The sequence below is a fragment of the Endozoicomonas sp. 4G genome, from assembly GCF_023822025.1.
Classification (GTDB): Bacteria; Pseudomonadota; Gammaproteobacteria; order Pseudomonadales; family Endozoicomonadaceae; genus Endozoicomonas_A.
Window position 1 is genome coordinate 3574979 of record NZ_CP082909.1, and the last position, 20513, is coordinate 3595491.

Sequence of the window (20513 nt, forward strand, 5' to 3'; positions counted from 1 at the left end):
ACAACGTCTAGTACATCCCTCCATTCAGCAACTTTGAGTCTAATCCTAAACTGCTAGTGCGCTATGAAAGAGCTGGAGACAGAAGTTAAGTTTTTCTGAAATGGGCGGAGCTATTTTTGGTTACCACGGGGTGACTGAATACTTTATCAATAAAAAAGCGATCATTTCAGAATAATCATCTACCTTATTGCAACTGACTGTTTTCTTTCGTTGCCCGATAAAACGCTCTGCCTGGCATATAAGACCTGTGTCAAAAAAAGCACAGATCTGTCCTTCAGAGCATAAGTACTACAGAGAGTCCAACTTCTGGCAAGGGTTCTACTCGACAGAAGCAGGCATCTCGGCAAACGACTTACGTATTGTTATTGAATTGACCATCAAGGCTGCCCCTATGAGTTTGGCAACAAAAGCAACCGTGTATCTACTGGAACAGGATACGAATGTTACCGACACCATCCGCGGCCTGTGTGATGAGAAGTCTATGCGACTGGAATGCTTCAACAGCAGCAGTGAACTTTTGATGGCCATGCAGGGCGTACACCCTGACTGCATCATTGCCGCAAATGAGAAAGAAAGTGAGGAGGCCGTGCAACTTCTGGAAGCCTTGAACGAGGGTGAATATGATATCCCCGTTATCATTCTGGGCCAGCACAATGATATGCACACTGCCGTGGCTGCCATCAAGGCAGGTGCTATCGACTACATTGAGAAGCCCGTTATTTATGGTCGACTGGCTGAACACTTTAATCAGATAAGTCCAGCCCCCTGACGTAATCAGCCAGCTCATCGAGCAGAATCTGCTGTGCGACGGAAGCCGTCCCTCGGGCTTCATCCATAGCCTGCCAGAACGAGCCAACGCCCAGAATCCGATGGTCACTGTCAGACAGTCGCAGCCTGCGATAGTGTTCCCAGGTTTCCATCTCCTCAGCATCCAGCGCCTCTGGATAATGTCGTGCCCGGTAACGAAATAACATTTCATCCAATCGCGCATCATCGAAAGAAAAACCCAGCCCTGCCAGACGGGAAGGCTCTGTGGACCTGATCACCTGCATCCGCTCTTTATCTTCTGTAGAGAAAAAACCACCCGAATAGATCATCTGATCCGGATCGCTGGTAACCTGCTCCGGTGCAGAAGCAAATACCTGCTGAACCTTTTGCATCACGGGTGGATGTTGCAGCAACCTCTCTCTGTGAGTTAGACAGGTATTCAGATCTATTTCCAGTCGCTGCTGGTCTTCGGGCCTGATTACATTCAAGGGAGCCACCACCGGGCACTTATTGATATGCACTACCTTCAGCGGAATCCTCTCCTGCCCTTCTTTAGCTGAAGAAACAGCCGGAGAAAACAAGCGTGCCTGTATCTCTTCCACCGACAAGTCCATCAGAACTTCGGGGTCGACCGACAAATCGTAGACCACTACTCCATTGCGATTAACGGGATGCATGGCAAGAGGCATGACCACGGCAAGGCAATGCCTGTGAGCACCAAACATCCCGGAAACATGAACAACTGCCTCTTTTTTCGTCAGATTCAGTTGCTGGGAAACACTTTTCTTATCACGGAGGTTCAGGATAAAGTTGAAGACCTTGGGCTGCCGGTCACGTATCAGACGCGCCATCGCTATGGTCGCTCTCACATCCGACAAAGCATCGTGTGCATCGCCATGATCAATCCCGTTTGCCTCAGTCAGATCTTCCAGCCTGTAACTGTTCAAACCGTCTTCCCGTTTGGGCCAGATAATACCTTCCGGTCTTAGTGCGCCTGTCAGTCTCACCAGATCAATGAGATCCCAGCGGCTGTTTCCGTTCTGCCACTCTCTGGCATAGGGATCATAAAAGTTTCGATAAAGGCTGTTACGAGTCACTTCATCATCAAAGCGAATCGAATTGTAGCCTGCGGTGCAGGTTCCGGGCTGCATCAGCTCGGCATGAATCCGACCAATAAACTCCGGCTCAGCCAGCCCCCTTTCGTTGACAACCTGAGGGGTCAGACCGGTGACCAAACAGGCCATGGGATGAGCCAGATGATCCGGGGGCAGTTTGCAGAAGATATTGAGAGGCTCCCCGATCTCATTCAACTCGGCATCGGTTCTGATACCGGCGAACTGGCAGGGCCAATCCGTCGCCGGATCGGTTCCGAAGGTTTCGTAGTCGTGCCAGTAGAAACTTCTCAGCATGTTCACTCCTGCCAATTTAATGAAATCTTCCCCTTCAGGGGTTCTGTAGTAGCGTACCACGACGGCCGCGACTTCTCCGATCTGACGATGCTGCAAAACATTTAGCATAGGCTTGCCAGCCGTTTTAGCATAGGCTTGCCAGCCGTGCCACCGGGCTCACCGTCATCAGCAAATCCCAGAACGGTATTCCCCTCGGGAGGACCGGCAATATAAGCCAGGCAATGATGGGAGGCAATGATGGGAGGCATCCGGAAACTGATGTCTCAGAGATTGCTGAAAGGAGAGAGCTTCCGCCCTTGAGGTCACTCTCTACAGGAAGGTAATAAAACGGCTTCGCTTGACAGTGATCGTTGACCGTAGTTTCTGCTAACACTCAGTGAAAGAAAAGTACTCCTTGAGTACTTCGACCAGATCAATAATATCATGCCCTGCATTGACAATACTGTAGCCAGAATCAAAAAATTCCGGGCCCACGTCCGGCTTGCACCAATGGCAGCGGGCATCAAAGTCAATATGGTTTTCCTCTTCATCCGGGCCAGGCAGCTTGATTCTCATACTGTAAACCGCACCAATAAGCACCGGCACGGTACTGATCAGCATCAAACCATTGCTGCTGATATTGCCAATACTTCCCATTTCCTTCAGCGTGTTCCTGTTGTACACAGTCAGATAATCATTCAACTGGTGTCGTTTGATGCGGCGGCGCTCCTTGCCGCGTGGAACCGTAGACATAATCTGTACTCCTTTACTGCCCTACCTGTAAAAAATTTAAACCAGAGCCTTGTACAACCTGCTCTGCCTTAACTCACCTTGTTTCAGCATTAACTCCTGCTCACGCTCGGTGATCTTTTTCTGTTCCCTGGCAAAGGCATCAAACTGCTGCATTAATGCCCGCTCGACTTCACTCACACACCCCTTGAACTCTTCTTTGACCGGCTGCTGGCACAACATGACAGCACGATCCAGCTCAGCCTGCCGGTGACTGAGGGAAGCAGCCTGGGTCTGCAAGCTGGTCAACTGAGCTTTGTTGGATATATAACCGTCTTTAATCTTGAAACGACCTTCAGCCCTATCGCAATCCATAATGTTCTGATCGCTATTCCCAATCAAGATCCACTGCCCCCGCTTTCCCTTCTTCCGCCACCTGAACTTTTCAGGGTTAGCAGCGAGCTCTTTAGGTGGCCTGATACCCATCGCTTTCATTTTTGCGGGAGCAATGGAATTCTTCTGCAGAGACAGCCACAGAGTCTCATCAAGATCAACACATTGAGTGATCACGGCCATCATCTGCGTTTCTAATGCTTCAACCTCAGATGATGTCATTCGATAAACAATGACTTTCATAACAGCATCCATCATATCGCTGTATGCTCTGCGTATGGTGGCTTCCGTTTGCATCGCTTCCCGCACTCCCCCTTCAGCACGGAGCTTTTGCCTGCTGTCCTGAAGGGAATTCATAATGTTTGCGAAACCCTGAGCGCCTAAAGCTTTGTCATTTAATTTCTTCACAGCATTGTGGAGCTCGGTAATTCTCATAAGAGCTTCTTCTAAAGCGGCATCGCTCTCGTTGATCAGTTTTTCATTGACCTCACTCACCATGTCTTTGCCATCAAGCCGGATGCCTTCGCTTTTTAACTGCCTGAAGTAACCGCTAAGGCGCTCACGCATGGGTTTGGCATCCGCTGTTGCAACCAGATCCTCCTGATAGGTGCCTGGCAAAACAAATCGCCTCTCAATCGATTTGAGAAAGCCTGTAACTTCTGACTTGAGATTACGGCTCACGACAGGCACCGCTTCCGCAGGAATACCCGCTGCTTTCAAGTCCAGACCATCCACCAGGCTGATGCCTTCATCATTCAGCCAGTGGTGCTCTCTGGCAAAAACCTTATCCAGATGGCTATTGGTTCTGGCCTGCATCAACTCCTTCTCGCAATTCAGGGTATGATGACTTTTCTCACGACTGGCAATATCCACAGCCACCAGTTCAAGCCATGCATTCTTACAGACCCACTGACGGACTTTCAGTTCAATCAGCTCCTGCAATGCGGCTTGAGAGAGACCCAGCTCTGCCCACTCTGTTTTAGCCATCTCAGCCAGTTGGGCCCTTATGTGTGGCAGGCTCTGTAAATATCCCTTTTCGCCTTCCTCTGTTTTCTGAACAGGAAAGGTAACCGTTTGCTCAACCACTCTTTTCAAAGCGGGAGAGGCATTGTCAATGCCCTCAGGAAACAGGTTTTCTGAAGTCTGCATGGACTCATCCAACGCTGCCAGAGCCTGAGTAAATGACTCTTTCTGCTGGTCGGCACCTGTGATGTTCTCAACCGCATCCAGATCAACGGCCATGAACACTCTCTGAGCCTTATGCAAGTCCTTACTGTCGCGGGTAAGACGACCAAGCTGCTGAACCAGATAGTTCTCATTGGCTTCACCACCGGCCTGACCCACCAGGCCATGAAAAATACCGACACTGGCACTCCCCTGGGGCATATCAGTGCCCACGGACTGCGCTTTACTCAAGTAACCATCGGTACTCTGACCACCTGTACGCCTGAGCTGGGTCATGGTTTCCGGAGAAGCTGAAGCGCCCTGCCCATAGACCGGATCGTCCTGATACTGCATCTGCAGATTCTTGTCATGGTCATAGTAAATAACGGACTTCTGAACGCCCCCCATGGCCAGTCGTTGCTGGTTCAAAGTCCGACTCATTTGCTGGGCTTTTGTCGTACAGGCTGCTCCCGACTCAGCGCCATCAAAGAAAATAATCTGGGGCTCCGGACCTACCCTGTGCAGAACATCGGTCAACAGCTTGTTCCTGCCCTCAGGATCGGAGGACCTGAAAAACACCGGCTCCGCCAGAGAAATAAAATGCCAGAAACGCTGGTTAGTGGTTACCGGATCTGTTCTTGCCTTGTGCCGCACTTCTTCAGCACTGCCTGAAGCGCTGGCCAAAGCGGCACAGTACAGGGTACCCAGTGTCGCTGAAAGTAAATGCCGGGCTTTGCACCCAAACAGAAATTCTGAATGTTTCAGATTGATGCTTCGGGGCTCTACTTCGATGGCATAGCCAAGCCCGTTGATCACTGTTTGCACGGTCTGAGCCACTGATATCGACTCAGCCTCAGAATGAGACACCATTTCACTGTCAAACTCGTCGGCAAACACCATGGAGTTTTTCAGCAAGTCGAGACAGGCATCCAATTTTGCCAGTATCGCCTGCTTGTCCTGAATAAAACCTTCAGCGTCCAGCAAAGCCTGTTTGAGATGCATCAGAATCTGGACATCCGTGATGGCGGCTCCCACGGGAACTCGCCCCCGGGCCAACAGAGATTCTCTGTCATTCAGCGGTGTATCGGCAGGTAAACCCAGCAGGGTATTCTCAACCTCTACCAGTCTGGCGACGGATAACTCACAGGGGGACGCAAAGCGGGTCTCAAGATTCAATCGACGATAGTCCTGCCCCTTGCGGGCGTAATACTCACGCAGGCCTTTATCCAGTTCGGCCTGGTTGGTCTTTGGTGCCATGACAATAACCGAGCGGTGCGTATCCGCACCTAACTGGGCAGTAGCGTGATCCGTCAGCGCCAGCAGCAGTGTACTTTTACCGTAGCCGGTGCCCTTATGAGACATCATGGCGACTTCATGGCCATTGGCCCATTGGCTGACGCCGTCCAGTGTCACAGCCAGTTCCTCAGCCTGATCGGGTGACAGAACAATGTGATGCCTTCTTTCAAAGGACAAAAGGGCCAGGTTTTTAGTATCCAGCAAGATGTTGTCGTAACTGCTGATTCGGTGATTCAGATTGTTCTGCCTGGAGGCCAGCAGCGCCATATTCAGGTTCCATTCCTGACAACGCCGGATGTATTCATGGGGTTCACTCACCTGCTCAAAGGCAGCAAAGTCCAGATCCACCAGCTCGTGCTGAAGAGCCTCAAGACGCTGACCGATGATACTGCTCTGCTCAAGGTCAATATCCACCAGCATCAACTGCGACATGCGCTTGATAAAGCCATCAACATCATTACCACCGGGTGCCAGCCCCCTCTCAAAGTTACGAATGGCATGATCGAGCAGCTCACCGTCTGAAAAGCCCTGCAAATCATTTTCAGAAGCATTGCGAATGTAGCTGACCAGACCTTTTTCCAGGGCTTTTTTCAACTGCAATGTACGAACGCAGTGCTTTCTGTTGTTGACGATGACCTTTTCAAAATGGCTCAGCACCGATTGCCTGTTGGTTTTTAGCGTTTTCGGGTCAGGCATCCCACGGGGCCCATAGGTTTGCAACTCGCAACCGGAGTAAACCGACAGGTTTTTAAATACCTGCTCCTGAAACGCTTTTTGCTCGCCTTCAAGGGTTTTAATGACGCTGTCAGTAGTGCTTTCAGCACTATGAGCACTATCCTCCAACAGCTCCCTCTTGGCTTTCAGAAACGCTTCACTGACATGACCAAAACTGGCATTGACGGTAAAGGGCGAAAACTGTTCTGGATGGAAGGTTTCCTGATGAGCGCCGCTTTCTGGCTTCCTTGATTTTTCCTGAGCCACTTTTCTCACCACCGGAAGCTCAACAGGCAGACTTCTGACACGTCCTTCACAGGGTGTGCAGGTAAAAGGCGGCTTCAGTAATTGATGTTCTACTTCCTGAACAACTATCTTGTAACATTCATTGATTTGCTCGAGGGAGGCATTAGGCAGCCAGCTATTTTTCAGCGATTCAAGCTCAAGGACTTCAGGTGGATACTCTTTGCGTGCTCTTGATGGTGAAGTACCGCCCGGCTTCAGCAAGCAGGCCTTGCTCAGTAAGTTCGCTTTAATCAGCTCGGCTTCGGGATTTTCTCCCCGGATAGGAACCGGGATCAGTTGCTGATTGGAACCCAGCTCGTACATAAAGCACTGCTGATCTGAAGGTGTTTTCTGAGCCACCAGCAGGACGGTTTGTCCCGAAGCACTTTTCAGGGGAATCCAGTCCCGCTTCTTTTCTCTTCCTTCAGTGCTGACCTGGAAAGGGATTTTGTAATTAGGATGCCCATGAAGAAAAGCAGGATCCAAAGACCAGGTTCGTCCATCCAGCTGCAGCTGCCAGTGCTTACCCTCTTTGGAATGAAACACCAGTGAAGGCCGACATTGAGCCCCCTCGGACAATTCAATATATTGGTCGCCGGTAACAAGGCTGGTTTTATGAACAGCGGGCTTATTAAAACCATTCATGAAACTGTTGATAAGACAGTCAGGATTCTGGGTGAGGGCACTGAGCCTGAAGCCAGCCTGAGTTTGAACATGATCTGACGCTTCTACCAGAGGTATTGATGAATCTGGCTGAAAACAGGCAATTTCAGCTTGATGAGGATGGGCAACCGCCTGGGTAAAGTCATCATCATGGGTAAGACCTCTAAACTTCTGCTTCGTATTGAGTCTCGTTTCCTGAGCCAGCAACTCGGTACACTGTCTTTCCAGCTTGCGCCTGCGCGTCTCCTTCTCTTTTCGGGTGTCGTAATTCTCTTTGTGCTGCCTGACGGCCATGGTCAGAATCAGTGATCCGGGCCTTTTCAGCTCCTTTTGAATGGTTTTGAGCACCTTTATCATGGTCGGTGTCGCGGGTAATCCAAATTCATCCCTGATCTGACTGAGCCCTACCAGCGAGGCGTCGGCATAGTTGAAATCAACCCATTGCCTTGCCCCCGCTGCCAGCTTTACGGATTCGGGCTGTTTGACAATCCCCTCATGCTGCTCCTGTAAACTGGACAACAGAGTCAACAGTCGGTCACAGATCTGAGGATCCCTGACCATGCGCTCTTCCAGAGCATGGCCCGCCAGTGCCTTATGACCGCCACCCAACTGTTGATCCAAACGAGCTTCAAACTCCGCCTTGTGATGTTCAACCAGCTTCGATAAAAATACCCGGCCATGTTCGGGTACACTTTGTCTCAATCTGGGTGGCAGATGTTCTGAGGCCAATCGTGCAAGCGAGTATTGATAGTCTTTTAAAAGCCTGTGTCCCTCGTCCGACTCCTGAACCCTTGCAATTTTTTGCTGCCAGGATTCATTCAGACGCTCTGAAGCCGACTTGGCGATGGCACACAGGGCATAGATATAGAACTCACTGTCCAGATCCCCCGGATTCTTCGCCAACACGGTACTCATACTGGTCAAGCCTGAATCGACGATGGCCTCAGGGTCTTCCGGGCCAGCCTGAGCATCGGGCTTTAAGGCTTCAAGTGAGGCTTCAAATTGGTTCACCTGAGCCTGAAAGTCATCCTGCGTCTTAGCCAGTAGTTGTATATTGCCCCGGGCCAGGGCTTTAGTCCGGTCAATCTGACGGGTAAAGTCATCCGAAAAATCACGATCCAAGGTCGCACCCTGGGCTTTTTGATAGGCCTGACCGATAGACTCCAGATCCACCAGGAATTGCTCATGGAGTGACAGCACTTCGTTTCGAACAATACTCTTGCCCGGCAGATGATCCGGGCTGGTGAAATGATACGCTTCCTGTTCTTTTTCGAGCAGCTCCTGACTGGCAACCAGCTCAGACCAGGCTGAACGCATTTTTTGAATCAGACCCGGAATAATAAAGGATCCGGGCCCCAGAGAAGCAAACTCCTCGCTTTTGATCTCTGAAACCACTGACCCCAAATCAGTCCACCTGGGCAAAGGAGCAACAGATTCAGAAAACGGATCAGAAAAATCCGTTGACCCCACCGACTCATCCTCGGAAAACCCATCCGTGGCAACAGAATCTGAATCAAAACCAGAGTCACTCTGATGATTGCTATCCATTTTACTTTTCAAATGCTGGAGTGTTTCCAACTGTTCTTTAAGACCAAGGACGACCTCTTCGTGTGAGCGGGTAAGGCGCTGCCTTTCTTCTTCCCAACCCGAAGCTTCTTCTTTATGTCTGCTTTCCTGAAGAACCCAATCTTTTTCAAGCTGGCTGTTTCGACTTTGAGCCTCTTGCAATTCTCTTTCCTGTCGAACACTCAGATCATCCATTTTGCTCTGTAAACTATCAGCCTCTTGTTGGCTATTCCTCAACAAGGCTTCCAGCTCGGTGACCCTTTTATCCAGTAATTTTCTTTGTTTTTCTGCTGTCTCAGAAAGCGATTGAAAGTGATCCCTGTTGTCTTCAGCCAAACGAATCTGTCTTTTAAGATCAGTCAACTCTACTGACTTCTTACTTTGCTCATCGTCAAGCTGCTTTTCCAGAGACTTCAGCCTGATATCTGCCTTTTCAAGACTGCTCCGCAAAAGAGACAGCTCCTCATTCTGCTTTAGAGAAGCGGTATGAGCCTGTTCCCTCTCTTGCGTCAACCGTTTTACTTCCAGCTCCAACCTTCCATATTGTGTACCCAGTTCTGTCGCCTCACCCTCCAGGCTTGACGCTCTGGCCTGGCTTTCCTCGAGACTGTTTTTCAAGGCAACCAACTGGTTATTGATCAATTCAATGCTTTGTTCTTTTTGTTCGAGAGTGGCGTCTTTACGGGATAGCTCGAGTTTTGTCTTCCTGACCTCTTCATTAGAGTCAATAAGTTGTTGATCCAGTCGTTGTTTTGTTTCAACCAGCTGGTCATGCTGGCTTTTCAAATCAGCAAAGAGTTTATCCCTGGCCTGCTCAATGCTGACTTTTTCTTTATCCCAATCCGCCGAAGTCACTTCTGCCTTTTGCTCCAGTGCCTCGACCTGTAGCTTGAACTCATCTCTTTCTCGAGTAAGCCTCTCCATCTCAAGGGTATGCTGACTTTTCAGACTTTCAGCACTGAGCTGAAGCTCTTGAAGTTGCTTCTTTAACTCACCGCTGTCGTGAGTAAGAGCCTCTGATTCTGATTTAAAGTGGTCTCTTTTCTTTTCCGTCTCTTTAAGACGACTTTCCAGACTAGCAACCCTGGATCTTGAATCCCGGAGCTGGCTTTCCCACTGGGTTTTCTCAAATCCAGCAGCATCACTATCGCTTTGTAAACGACGCTCAGCGTCCAGAAGCTTTTGTTTTGCTTCATCTCGCTGTTGTTCAATGAACTGAACACTTGCTTCCAACTCAATGACTTTACTGTCACTCAGTTCTTTCTCGGGTATCAGCTGTTGAACTCTATGGGTCAGCTTTTCAATAGTACGAACTTGATCGTCTACATTCTGTCTAAGCCCGGCTACTGTCTGTTGCTTTTCCTGAGTTCTTTGATTGGCTTTTTCGATCTCGTGCCTGAACTCATGCTCAGCCTCTTCAAGCTCTCGAATCCTGTCATCCTTGGCTGAGATCGAAGATGACAGCGAGTTTTCCCTGATTTTAGCTTCTGCAAGTTCATCTTCTTTTCCGGTCAGCAGGTCTTTTAGTCGATTCACTTCCTGCTGGCTTAACTGAAGCTCTCTATGATAACGCTCTGAGGTCTTCTGTAATTTAGGGATAGACTCGTCTGCTACTGCAAGGCGCTCTTTCGCCTCTCTTTCCTTGCTTTTTGCTTCTTCAAATTTGCTTTGCAACTTCTCTGCGTTTTTTTCAGCGACTTGTAGCTGTCTTATATGCTCTGTGACGTCTTCTTTCGACGATCGGGTAGCCCTTTGAGCCGAGTCAAGTTCTTCGCGAAGTGCTACCAGCGATGATTCGAGTTGATCTTTTTCCTCCTCAAGCCCATCGCTTTTCGTCGTCAGCTCCTGAACCTTTCTCCTCTCAATCACTAACGCCTGATCTCTTTCTGACAGATCCTCCTCTTTTGAGCGAAGACCTTTCTCAAGGCTGACTATTTTTTCCCTGAGTTCACGCTCAGTGCTCTCCAGTCTTGACTGCAACTCACTCAGCTCTCTTTCTTTGTCTGTAAGCTGAGCCTGAGCCTGCTGCTCGGAGGTGTTGGCGCTTGCCACTGCTGTTGCTAAATCAGCTTTTTCTTTTTGATGCTTTTGCACAGCAACGCTTAATTGCTCTGTGATCTGAGCTATCTCAGCCTGGTAAGATTGACTCTCCTGCAAACCGTTGCTCTGAGCGAGCTGGAGGCTCTGTAATTGCTCTTTCAGAGCAGTGATCTCAGCTCTGGCTGCAACCAACTGTACATTCAGTTCTTGCAGGCTTTTGAAGTCCTCTTCATATTTCAGTTGCAGCGCTTCCAGTTCAGACCGTTTAGTCAGCAGTAACGCTTCAAGCTGTGCTTTCTCTTCCAATGCTTCATTCTTTAAAAACGCCTCACCGCGTATTTTATCCTTGTGCTCAATAAGGGTTTGTTGCAAAGCACTGATTTCGTCGTCGTATTTCTTTCGTTCCAGATGAATCTCTTTTAATGACCGGGCTTTTACCTCAAACTCAGACTGCTGTTTGTCGAGTTCTTCGACCTTTTCCTGGAGCTCTCTTTTGGTATCTTTGAGAGACTGAATATCAAGGTTTAGTGCGCCATTTTGACTGGACAGATCAGCCACACGCTCTTCAGCACTCTGAAAGTTCTGCTGAAGTTCTGCCAACCTGACCCTTTCCTGCTCCAACTCATTTTCAAGTGTCTTGTAGCTATCCAGATACTCCTGCTGCAAATGCTCTACTAACTGATCCTTTTGTTCCAGATCTGAATCAGCCTGTTGGCTCAATTGCTGATAGTCCGAGTGTGCAGCCTGAAGTTGAGTTTGCAGGCTGTCTATTTGTTGACCAGAAGTATCCATCTGAGTTTGAAGCTGTGAAATCGTAACGTCATTTTCAGCCAGCATTCGGGTTTGCTCGTCCATCTGAGCCTGAAGCTGACGGTTCACTGCTTCCAGCTCATCCAGCCGGTGGTCAGAATCAAGCGGTTCCTCATTCGATATGTCACTGGGTTCAACAGCAGAGTCCTGGATGTTAACGATCCGATGCTGCTCCTGACGTAACTGATGATCCCTCGCTTTGAGTTCGTCTTTTAGTTCAGCGTGTTCTTTCTCAAGCTCACTGAGTCTTTCAGAAAAGTGCTCAGGTACTGCCTGCTCTTTCTGCTTGAGTGCGTCTACCTGCTCCATGAGTTCAAGCAACTGCTCACGGGTCTGCTGTAGCTCGGAGCCTAAGGCTTCTTTCTCTTGTCTGAGATGGCTTAGTTCCTGCTGAGCCCTGGATAACTCGAAACTCTGGGGTGAAAGAACGGGTCCATCTGGCGCTCTGGGCGTTGCCAGTGTCGGCACCAGCGGCGGCATGCTCAGCTTGCTCCTTAAAAAGAGGTCTTCAAGGTCCTGAAACGGATCATTGTCTGGAGGGGTAGAAATCTCTTCAGAATGGGTAAACCCGGAATAATGCTGACAATAGAACTCAGCCAGAGCCAACACTTCCCGATGCATTTTTTCCAGCTTATGTCTTTCCAGCAACCCTTTTTGCCAGGCTTCCTTCGACTGACCACTGGCGGTGATGGCATCGGCAATACCCGCCTCTTTGACCTCAATCTGGTGAATCATGGATCGAGCCATGGCCAGAGTCATCAAGTGCCCGTTGTTGCCATTGAGGTTACTTTCCAGCTGTTGAATCTTGTCAGGCATTTTAAAACGCCAGCCCAACTCACTGTGTAGCCTGCCCACGCGCTCAGCCATCTGGTGCTTGGTTTTCCTGCTGGCAGTGGCGACGGTCTCGGGCGTAATGCTTTCTCTGAGTCTGAAAAGGGTGTGTTCAGGAATCGGGCTGACTGGATGGGCAAACGCTCTGCAGACTAAGCTGTAGGGTTTTGGAATGATGGGTACGCCAACTTCGATATGGGAAATATCCCTGTCGCTGATGGCCGTTGTGATCGGACGATCACCTTGTAAAAGCCTGTTTGGCAACTGAATCGAACCCACGCCATTGCTCGTCTGCTCCTCAGCAGTCTGAGAGCCGGGCACTGATGTACTGTTCAGGAAATGGTCATGGGAAATGCCAATGCCACTGTTTCTGCGATCCATGCGGTCTACAACATCCGTTGAAAAACAACACAATTGCCAAGAAACAGCTCAAATTCCGGCACCTAATTCGCTGAATTCATACCCGTCGTATGAATCCACAATTTAAGGTTAGCAGTGGGTTTATGGGGGATTTTGCATTCCGGGGACTTGAAAGCACAGCTCGTCAATGGGCTACTCAATCATCTTCTGGCAATCCATCGGGAATCGTCAAAATACTGATGTATTCATCGGGTTTGCTCTGGCATGGCTTTGGTTGCTTCGTTCATAAGTTCAATAAAATAAGGAAGCAGGAGCTTGTTGACTTCTGCCAGTGATGCCGTATCCATCCAACCCTGGCCATGCAAACGCCTCTGTTGCTCAAGCTCTTGCCAGCTCAATGTGCAGGAGCCAAGGCTAACGAACGGTTTTTGCCCGTCACTCCCCGGAACGACCCAATCAAAACGAACGCTGCCAAGATAAGGTCTGATGCTTTTTTCTCTCACAGGAAGGGGCTGTTCAGTAATCACTCTGGAATTTTCAGAGTAACGTGCACTCAGAAGAGCGTCAGAATTAAACAGGTCACCAGAGCCCATAATCAGGTATTTAATGGATGAATGAGATGTGTACCAGCGTGTGAGCCGACCTTTATCATAAACCGTATTTTTTCCCTCTAAACCGACATAGGACATCCATCTTTTAAAGCGGCAACTATCGATCTCACGGGTCATATTGTCTGGACAGGTATGCTCAATGCTGGATAACAGGGTCTGATAGAAAGTCAGGCTATCACCAGCTCCGGACAGCGGGAATTGAGACCTGAGCACCTGATAAAGTTTTACACTGTTTTCCAGATCCGGCGACAACGTCAGATCACGGGTTGTCTTGATAACAGGAACCAACAAACCTTTTGGCTTTGATTTCAGTAACGCCAGCATATCGGCAGAAAAGTAGCACTGCCCTGTCAGGGTCATATGTTCGTCAGGTACCAGAGACTGAAGGGGGGGATTGTCCACCCGCCATTGGTGAAAGAAAGTCCAGTCTGATGGCTTTTCTGCAACAGGTTTAACCGATGTGGAGGCGTCTGGCTTATTATCAAACCAGTCGAGGACGGAGCAGGAAGAGGTCATCACAGCTATCGCAACCACCAGACATAAACGTCTTGTTATGGAAAAATAGCTCATCATCAGCCTATCGCTCTGGAAAGGGTTATTATCTTTAAATGTAGTCAGATCGAACTGCTATCTCGCCCTTCAGTGAATAAAAAGCGTTTTTCAGGCGCTGTTGAGCGTTTGTTTCGCATTCAACAGCCCCTGAAACCAACCATCCAACCGCCAGAATTATTCCAGCCCCAGACCCGGCTCGGGCGGTTGAGTCAGATCTCTGACCGTCTCTTCCAATTGCTGTAGTTTGCGGTTGACCTGTATGCGGAATGAGTCAACGGCTTTCACCGCCTGTTGCTGATTTGCTACTTTTCGGGTGAGCTCTGCCTGAAGCTTGCTCATTTCTGTCACTTGTTTGTCAAACTTCGCAAGACTCTCCGTCATCGTACCCTGAGCCGCCAATTGCTCGGTGCTGATGGCCTTCATCAACTGATCCATCTCACGAATACTCTTTTGCAAAGCGTTCAGCTGGCCAGATGCCTTATCGGCTGCTTTACCTGCCTCCTCCGCCTCTTTGAGGGCTTTGACTACATTATCTTTATTGATCAGGATCCACTGACGGTTTCGCTTGTTCGAGACGTCCCAGAGTTTGCGAATTTCAGAATTCACCACTTCCAGCTCAGATCGCAGCGCAGAACCACTCTGATCAAGATTTTCACCGGTAGCAGTGACTTCTCCGGTCACAGTACTCAGTTTTTCCTGAGTGACCTTCAGAGCCTGACGGGTGTCAGCCAGCTGCTGTTGCATCAGTCTAAACTGCCAGACGCCACCAGCCCCCAGCACAATAATCATGACCAGTAAGAGCCAGGTCAGGCCATTGCCACCTTTACCTGCAGGAGTCTGCCCTGCTTTCTTGTGAGGGGGTGTTCCGCCAGCATCAGCAGCTTTCCTGCGTCCTGGACGCTCGTCTGCTGCAATTGAGAAATCCGGTATATCGTTGATCGCCTTATCCTCTTTTCTCATGGGTTCTCTTCTTTCGCTATGGGCATCTTTCTCTCATTTCGCTATGGGGATCTGGTCAGTTGAAGCGCAATACTACTATGAAATAACACCAGCTCCCACACTATCCACCGCATAGATTCGTAATTAAACCAATGTTACTATCGTCGCGCGAGACAAATCGGGTCAAACAAAATCAACCTTCAAGTGGAGAACGACAACATGGCTTTTGAACTGCCCGCACTGCCTTATGCACGCAATGCTCTGGCTCCTCATATTTCTGAAGAAACTCTGGACTACCACTACGGCAAGCATCACAAGACCTATGTTGACAAACTGAACGGTCTGGTTGCGGGTACCGAACTGGAAAGCAAGAGCCTGGAAGACATCATCAAAACATCGGAAGGCGGTATCTTCAACAATGCCGCTCAAATCTGGAACCACACATTCTACTGGAACTGCCTGAGCCCTAACGGTGGCGGCGCTCCTGCCGGTGAGCTGGCTGACGCCATCAACAAGGCTTTCGGTTCTTTTGACGAGTTCGTTGCTGCATTCAACGACAAAGCCGTTAACAACTTTGGCTCTTCCTGGACCTGGCTGGTTAAAAACAGCGACGGTTCTGTAGAAATCGTGAACACCAGCAATGCCGGCACTCCTCTGACCACCGATCAGAAACCACTGCTGACCTGCGACCTGTGGGAACACGCTTACTACATCGACTATCGCAATGTTCGTCCAGAGTACCTGAAACATTTCTGGGAACTGGCTAACTGGGATTTTGCTGCGGCTAATTATGCGGGCTGAGTACCTGTTTGGGAAATAGACCTTTCATAAGCGTCTGTACTGCCTGGTAAGTGTTTTATCAGGCAGTATATGAAATGCCAAAAACGATAATCCTTGTTCTCGTTCAGAAAGTTAGTGGAAGGGTTCAGGAGAGCTTCAAGATATCGGTATTGGCATCGTATCTGTAACACCCCAATAACAAATCCCACCAATAATCTGCCAACGGATATTCAAATGCCTGAGAATAAAATTGCAGTTATAACGGGAGCTGGACGAGGTATTGGCGCAGTCAGCCAGAACCGGCTCGCCCAATGAATATATTGACTATGCAGCCAGCAAAGGGGCTATTGATACTTTGACGAAAGGTTTGTCTCTGGAGGTGGCGGCAGAAAATATCCGGGTCAACTGTGTACGACCCAGTTGTATTTATACCGACATGCATGCTGATGGAGGGGAACCTGGCCGGGTCGATCGACTGGCCGATGTGCTACCTATGAAACGTGGCGGCCATCCTGAAGAAGTGGCGGAGGCTATCTACTGGCTGGCTTCTGAGAAGGCGTCTTTCTCGACAGGTAGTTTTCTGGATCTGTCAGGTGGGGTTTAAAAATAATCGGGTGGCTTGTAAAGACATGAACCCGATGAACAAGAGCTGAATTTTGGTTCAATCGGGTCTCGCGATTTCGATTCATCCTCTGGGATATACAAAAACAACGATTGTTGTTTAATGTATGGGTTAGCGTAACTCTTGAAATACTTCAGGACACTGTTCTGCTATTCTGAGTAAGGCTTTTGCTGGGCCTTGTGGCGTTCTGCGGCCTTGCTCCCAGTCTTGAATGGTTCTGATACTCACTCCCATGAAACCAGCAAATGCTGATTGTGAAAGTTGTAATTTTTGTCGAATTTCTTTGGCTGGAGATGGCTCTGAAAGAATAGAAGTTTTCAGCTTTCCCTTACCTGATTTAAAAGCCTTAATTTCTTCTATACCATCAAGAATTTCCTGGCCGATATCACGTTCATTCATTTTCGATAGCCTCCGCAATCTTTCTAAGTATGTGGCCGGGTATAGAGGCTTGGTCAGACTTACTGTACATTGTGAGCATCCATATTTCATAGTCACTCTTTTTCCAGTAATAAATTACTCTAACGCCACCACTTTTACCTTTGCCTTCTGGTGCCCAGCGTACTTTACGGACACCTCCGCTACCACGAACAATGTCACCAGAATCAGGTTTTTCCTGAAGGTGCCATTGCAACATTCTGTATTCATCATCTGACAAATAATCAGAAAGTATCTTGGTAAATTTACTTGTTTCGATGAAAATCATAGATTACAAGCATACGGCATTGCCGTATCTTGTCAAATTTACCTATTTTAATGTTTCTGTTCATCGCCCCGCAATTTTGCGTTGGGCTTCCTTCAGGCCGGGTCGCGTAGATCGGGTCGCGTAGATCGGGTCGCGCAGACCCTGCCTTACAACGACGCCCTTGCCCTTTCGCTAACCTTCGGCTCTGCGAATACCTGATAGGAGGACTTTCACCTCCAGTTAAGTGCCATGTTCGGCACATATTCCACATTCAGCCGCGCCGCCGAAGGCGGGTGGAGAGCGCAGCCCCGGAACAAACTGGTAATTTGTTATGCTGCGTTCTCACCGGCGGATTTGATCTAATTTTTCAGCCATCCATGTTTTTACTATTGCCTGGCGAGCGACCCCAAGCCTGGCTGCTTCTTTATCGAGGGCATTGATCATCCAAATTGGAAAGTCAATATTGACACGTTTCGTGTCGTGATCAGGGCGATGACCTTTATCCCACTGAACTACATCATCAATTAGATCACTACCTTCATCAAAGGCTTTGTCGAAATCTTCAGTTTTCATAGCAAGTAATTTCCTTTGTTCTGGAACGGCGAACTGAAATGATCCTGATGTTATCTCCTCGCAGAGTATAAACCGCTGTCCAGTGCTTGCCTTTATATCTTGCAACCATAGGCTTATATAACGGATTGCCCTTTGATGTTCGTATACCTAATGAAGAAACCCTGAAAGCCTTCAAGGATGCAGATAAAGGGGTAGGCTTAACCCGTTACGATTCAATGGAAGAAATGTTTGATGATCTGGATGCTGACTGATGCTTACTCCAGTACGATCAACAAAGTTCAAAAAGGATTACAAGAAAGTCAAACGGCAAGGTAAGGATTTATATTCGGCACACTGGACAACACTGTCCCAGTCGTCAGCTCCGCAAAGGAAACCAACAATGGTCATAAAAACGACCTCCCCAAGGATATGATTGCCGATTGTTTGGGGTTGGATTGCTCAACCGTGAGTAAACTAATTTCAAGATTAAAGATGTGACCCCGGAGTCCTGAATTTAAACAGTCGGAGACTTATATTTTTGCATTCTGTACTTCTAAAAAAATCTCATATTCTGGTTTTATTTTTAAGTGTCTTCTTGAAGCTGAGAACATTCTAAAATATGAACGATCATCCGAGTTTCTTAAAGCTTCAAACAAAGTGGGTAAAATCTTCTGATTAAAAATAGCTTTAGAACAGGGTTTATTCTTTCTTGTTTTAATTATTTTATTAAATAAGTGCTTGGTGCTTTTTAGTTCTTTCCATATTCTTTTCACTTCATCTATTTCTTTGTTCGAAAAAAGTAATTTCAATTGACTTTTGTTGTTTAATAAAATCAAATCATTGCCTTCTTTAAAGGTTTTTGTATAGTCATCTATTGTTGAAGAGTCACCAGTAAGCCATTGATTAAGAGTGAATAGACCTACCATCGACTGTAATATGTGAAAATTATTGTTTTCTCTGAGAATTACAAAATCGTGACAATGTGTTTTAATATTTTCATGTATGTAACTGATTTTATGTACGAATATGTAATCATTTTCTGGGTCGCAATTAATGTAAGCCTTATATATATCCTGTTTGTCAGATGAAAAAACATAGGGGATTGAACAATTTCCTTTAGCTAAGTTTTTCGCAAGAACTTCTGCTGTTATGTGACATACATATTGATTCTTTAGTTCGTTAGCGCTCAATTCTAATGGAGATAAACAAGTGCTGTTTGCTTTTATGGGAGACTTATCAGACATGCATTGTTTATCTGTACCCAATGTCTCATCAGTAGCATTGGATAAAAATCCACTACCTACCTTAATCTCATCTTGAGCTGAAACAGTTCTTGAAAATGCACAGGAAACTTCTTCTAAAGTGTCCTTAACAGGCTTTGATTCTTCCCCTGGCACTGTTAATTGTGCTGTGCCTGCTACCGGGGTAAAGTTGAGCAATGAAGGTTGACTCTTGACGTCTCTGCCCATACTGACACCCATTGCTGTCTCTGATTGAGATTGAGATTGAGATTGATGAGGTGTTGGGGAGCCAACAATTTTGGAGTTGTTATCTATTCCGTTCATGGATTCCTCACAACAAGTTAGAATTTATCCCAGATTAGCCAGTTGATTAAAAATGAGCGTAGTAACATAGAGTTGTCTATGGGATAAAAGTTCATAACATGTTGTTAAGTACAACTAACAAAGTTTTTTTCTTGCAGCGCACGCAGAATGGCATTACTCATTAACAGCGTTTCATATTTCCTCCGTAGTTCAGTGATTTTCACAACGTCGTCACCACTGGCGGTTACCACGTGGCTGCCATCGGAGCTAAAGGTGGCTGATAAGACAGAGTCTTCATATTTAAAGTGAAGTGTTTAAGGCATTGGCATGAAAAGCGATATGCTCTCTGATAAAACTGGCTATATAGAAATAGCTATGGTCATAGCCTTCATCTATAGATAGCTGGATAGGGTACTTCACCTTATCACACGCCGACTTGAAATGTTTTGTCAGTAATTGCTGTTGCAAGAAATTATCCGACAGGCCCTGGTTAATCATAACAGGCAAGACACGATCGTATGCCTGATTCTCAATTAACACAGTGGCGTCATATGCAAGCCATGAGTCCTGGTTATGCCCTAAATAATGAGTAAACGCTTTCTGCCCCCATGGACACTGACTGGGGTTTACGATCGGCGCAAAAGCCGAAATTGACTCATAATGATTGGCATTGTTCAGACCAACCACCAAGGCACCGTGGCCACCCATAGAATGCCCTGAGATTGATTTTTTACCGGTAACGGGAAAGTTCGCCTCGATCAGAGCTGGAAGTTCGTGCACCACATAATCGTACATGTGATAGTGCTCACCCCATGGCTGCTCTGTTGCATTAACATAGAAACCGGCCCCTAAACCCAAATCCCAGGCGCCTTCGGGATCGTCTGCCACCCCCTCTCCACGGGGGCTCGTATCTGGACAAACAATAGCAACACCATACTCTTGTGCAAACTGTTGGGCGCCTGCTTTTGTCACAAAGTTTTGATCCGTACAGGTAAGACCTGACAGCCAATACAGAACCGGCACCTTTTCGGACTCGGCTTTACTGGGTAAATAAATCGAGAACTGCATAGTGCAGCGGGTAGTGTCAGCTTCATGCTCATGTTGTAGTTGAACGCCACCAAAGCATTTAACACGGGATAATTCTTTCATAGCTGATCTTGCCTATTGATTCACTTAAAAGCTATCTGGCAAGTGAGTAGAATTCACGAGCCTCATTCACTCATT

At 47.8% G+C, this 20513-nt stretch carries 14 protein-coding genes and 1 pseudogene; 4 read left to right on the plus strand and 11 right to left on the minus strand.

From position 1 onward, the window contains the following. The first annotated feature begins 247 nt into the window (after positions 1-247). Positions 248-769, plus strand: a complete 522-nt coding sequence (locus K7B67_RS13990; RefSeq protein ID WP_252176508.1) for a response regulator — start codon at positions 248-250, stop codon at positions 767-769. Here the strand turns inward: K7B67_RS13990 and sbcB are convergent. The 6 genes from sbcB to K7B67_RS14020 form a co-directional block, all read right to left on the minus strand. Next, positions 744-2285 carry an exodeoxyribonuclease I gene (gene sbcB / locus K7B67_RS13995; RefSeq protein WP_252176509.1) on the minus strand — a complete coding sequence of 514 codons (1542 nt, stop codon included), beginning with the start codon at positions 2283-2285 and terminating at the stop codon, positions 744-746. The genes K7B67_RS13990 and sbcB overlap by 26 nt on opposite strands. Then, positions 2279-2425, minus strand: a complete 147-nt coding sequence (locus K7B67_RS14000; protein ID WP_252176510.1) for a YigZ family protein — start codon at positions 2423-2425, stop codon at positions 2279-2281. The genes sbcB and K7B67_RS14000 overlap by 7 nt, the downstream gene beginning before the upstream one ends. A 118-nt stretch (positions 2426-2543) precedes the next feature. Then, positions 2544-2909: a PilZ domain-containing protein gene (locus K7B67_RS14005; protein WP_252176511.1), complete on the minus strand. Its 366-nt coding sequence runs from the start codon at positions 2907-2909 to the stop codon at positions 2544-2546. 36 nt (positions 2910-2945) lie between these two features. Then, positions 2946-13028, minus strand: a complete 10083-nt coding sequence (locus tag K7B67_RS14010) for a hypothetical protein (RefSeq protein ID WP_252176512.1) — start codon at positions 13026-13028, stop codon at positions 2946-2948. A gap of 224 nt (positions 13029-13252) precedes the next feature. Next, positions 13253-14191 carry a hypothetical protein gene (locus K7B67_RS14015; protein WP_252176513.1) on the minus strand — a complete coding sequence of 313 codons (939 nt, stop codon included), beginning with the start codon at positions 14189-14191 and terminating at the stop codon, positions 13253-13255. 153 nt (positions 14192-14344) lie between these two features. After that, complete coding sequence (locus tag K7B67_RS14020; RefSeq protein WP_252176514.1) at positions 14345-15130, minus strand: hypothetical protein; 786 nt, start codon at positions 15128-15130, stop codon at positions 14345-14347. Between the two features lie 198 nt (positions 15131-15328). Between K7B67_RS14020 and sodB the strand changes: the two genes are divergently transcribed. Both sodB and K7B67_RS14030 read left to right on the plus strand, forming a co-directional pair. Next, positions 15329-15910, plus strand: a complete 582-nt coding sequence (gene sodB / locus K7B67_RS14025; protein WP_252176515.1) for a superoxide dismutase [Fe] — start codon at positions 15329-15331, stop codon at positions 15908-15910. 268 nt (positions 15911-16178) lie between these two features. Beyond that, positions 16179-16493, plus strand: a pseudogene (locus K7B67_RS14030) (SDR family oxidoreductase); the annotation flags it as partial. A gap of 129 nt (positions 16494-16622) precedes the next feature. On the opposite strand, the gene K7B67_RS14035 reads toward K7B67_RS14030, so the two are convergent. The 3 genes from K7B67_RS14035 to K7B67_RS14045 all read right to left on the minus strand — a co-directional run bounded on the left by K7B67_RS14035 (position 16623) and on the right by K7B67_RS14045 (position 17766). Continuing rightward, a complete protein-coding gene (locus K7B67_RS14035; RefSeq protein WP_252176516.1) occupies positions 16623-16910 on the minus strand; it encodes a type II toxin-antitoxin system MqsA family antitoxin in 288 nt (95 codons plus the stop codon). Next, positions 16903-17214 carry a type II toxin-antitoxin system RelE/ParE family toxin gene (locus tag K7B67_RS14040; protein ID WP_252176517.1) on the minus strand — a complete coding sequence of 104 codons (312 nt, stop codon included), beginning with the start codon at positions 17212-17214 and terminating at the stop codon, positions 16903-16905. Before K7B67_RS14040 ends, K7B67_RS14035 begins: the two co-directional genes overlap by 8 nt. Before the next feature lie 321 nt (positions 17215-17535). Beyond that, entirely contained in the window at positions 17536-17766 is a 231-nt protein-coding gene (locus K7B67_RS14045) for a CopG family transcriptional regulator (protein ID WP_252176518.1), read from the minus strand. 86 nt (positions 17767-17852) lie between these two features. Here K7B67_RS14045 and K7B67_RS14050 point away from each other — a divergent pair, with 86 nt between their 5' ends. Continuing rightward, the gene (locus K7B67_RS14050; RefSeq protein WP_252176519.1) at positions 17853-18017 is read left to right on the plus strand and encodes a type II toxin-antitoxin system RelB/DinJ family antitoxin; all 165 of its coding nucleotides are present in this window, start codon (positions 17853-17855) and stop codon (positions 18015-18017) included. Between the two features lie 258 nt (positions 18018-18275). On the opposite strand, the gene K7B67_RS14055 is transcribed toward K7B67_RS14050, so the two are convergent. Both K7B67_RS14055 and fghA read right to left on the minus strand, forming a co-directional pair. Continuing rightward, positions 18276-19310: a hypothetical protein gene (locus tag K7B67_RS14055; RefSeq protein WP_252176520.1), complete on the minus strand. Its 1035-nt coding sequence runs from the start codon at positions 19308-19310 to the stop codon at positions 18276-18278. Positions 19311-19589: 279 nt separating this feature from the next. Then, complete coding sequence (gene fghA / locus K7B67_RS14060) at positions 19590-20438, minus strand: S-formylglutathione hydrolase (RefSeq protein WP_252176521.1); 849 nt, start codon at positions 20436-20438, stop codon at positions 19590-19592. Positions 20439-20513: the final 75 nt, after the last annotated feature.

Bases quoted from the DNA above. Each gene is read 5' to 3' on its own strand.
- K7B67_RS14010 (WP_252176512.1), bottom strand. From the start codon at position 13,028: ATGGATCGCAGAAACAGTGGCATTGGCATTTCCCATGACCATTTCCTG.
- K7B67_RS14020 (WP_252176514.1), bottom strand. From the start codon at position 15,130: ATGAGAAAAGAGGATAAGGCGATCAACGATATACCGGATTTCTCAATT.
- sbcB (WP_252176509.1), bottom strand. From the start codon at position 2,285: ATGCTAAATGTTTTGCAGCATCGTCAGATCGGAGAAGTCGCGGCCGTC.
- K7B67_RS14035 (WP_252176516.1), bottom strand. From the start codon at position 16,910: ATGAATGAACGTGATATCGGCCAGGAAATTCTTGATGGTATAGAAGAA.
- K7B67_RS14040 (WP_252176517.1), bottom strand. From the start codon at position 17,214: ATGATTTTCATCGAAACAAGTAAATTTACCAAGATACTTTCTGATTAT.
- K7B67_RS14055 (WP_252176520.1), bottom strand. From the start codon at position 19,310: ATGAACGGAATAGATAACAACTCCAAAATTGTTGGCTCCCCAACACCT.
- K7B67_RS14000 (WP_252176510.1), bottom strand. From the start codon at position 2,425: ATGCCTCCCATCATTGCCTCCCATCATTGCCTGGCTTATATTGCCGGT.
- sodB (WP_252176515.1), top strand. From the start codon at position 15,329: ATGGCTTTTGAACTGCCCGCACTGCCTTATGCACGCAATGCTCTGGCT.
- K7B67_RS14015 (WP_252176513.1), bottom strand. From the start codon at position 14,191: ATGATGAGCTATTTTTCCATAACAAGACGTTTATGTCTGGTGGTTGCG.
- K7B67_RS14045 (WP_252176518.1), bottom strand. From the start codon at position 17,766: ATGAAAACTGAAGATTTCGACAAAGCCTTTGATGAAGGTAGTGATCTA.
- fghA (WP_252176521.1), bottom strand. From the start codon at position 20,438: ATGAAAGAATTATCCCGTGTTAAATGCTTTGGTGGCGTTCAACTACAA.
- K7B67_RS14005 (WP_252176511.1), bottom strand. From the start codon at position 2,909: ATGTCTACGGTTCCACGCGGCAAGGAGCGCCGCCGCATCAAACGACAC.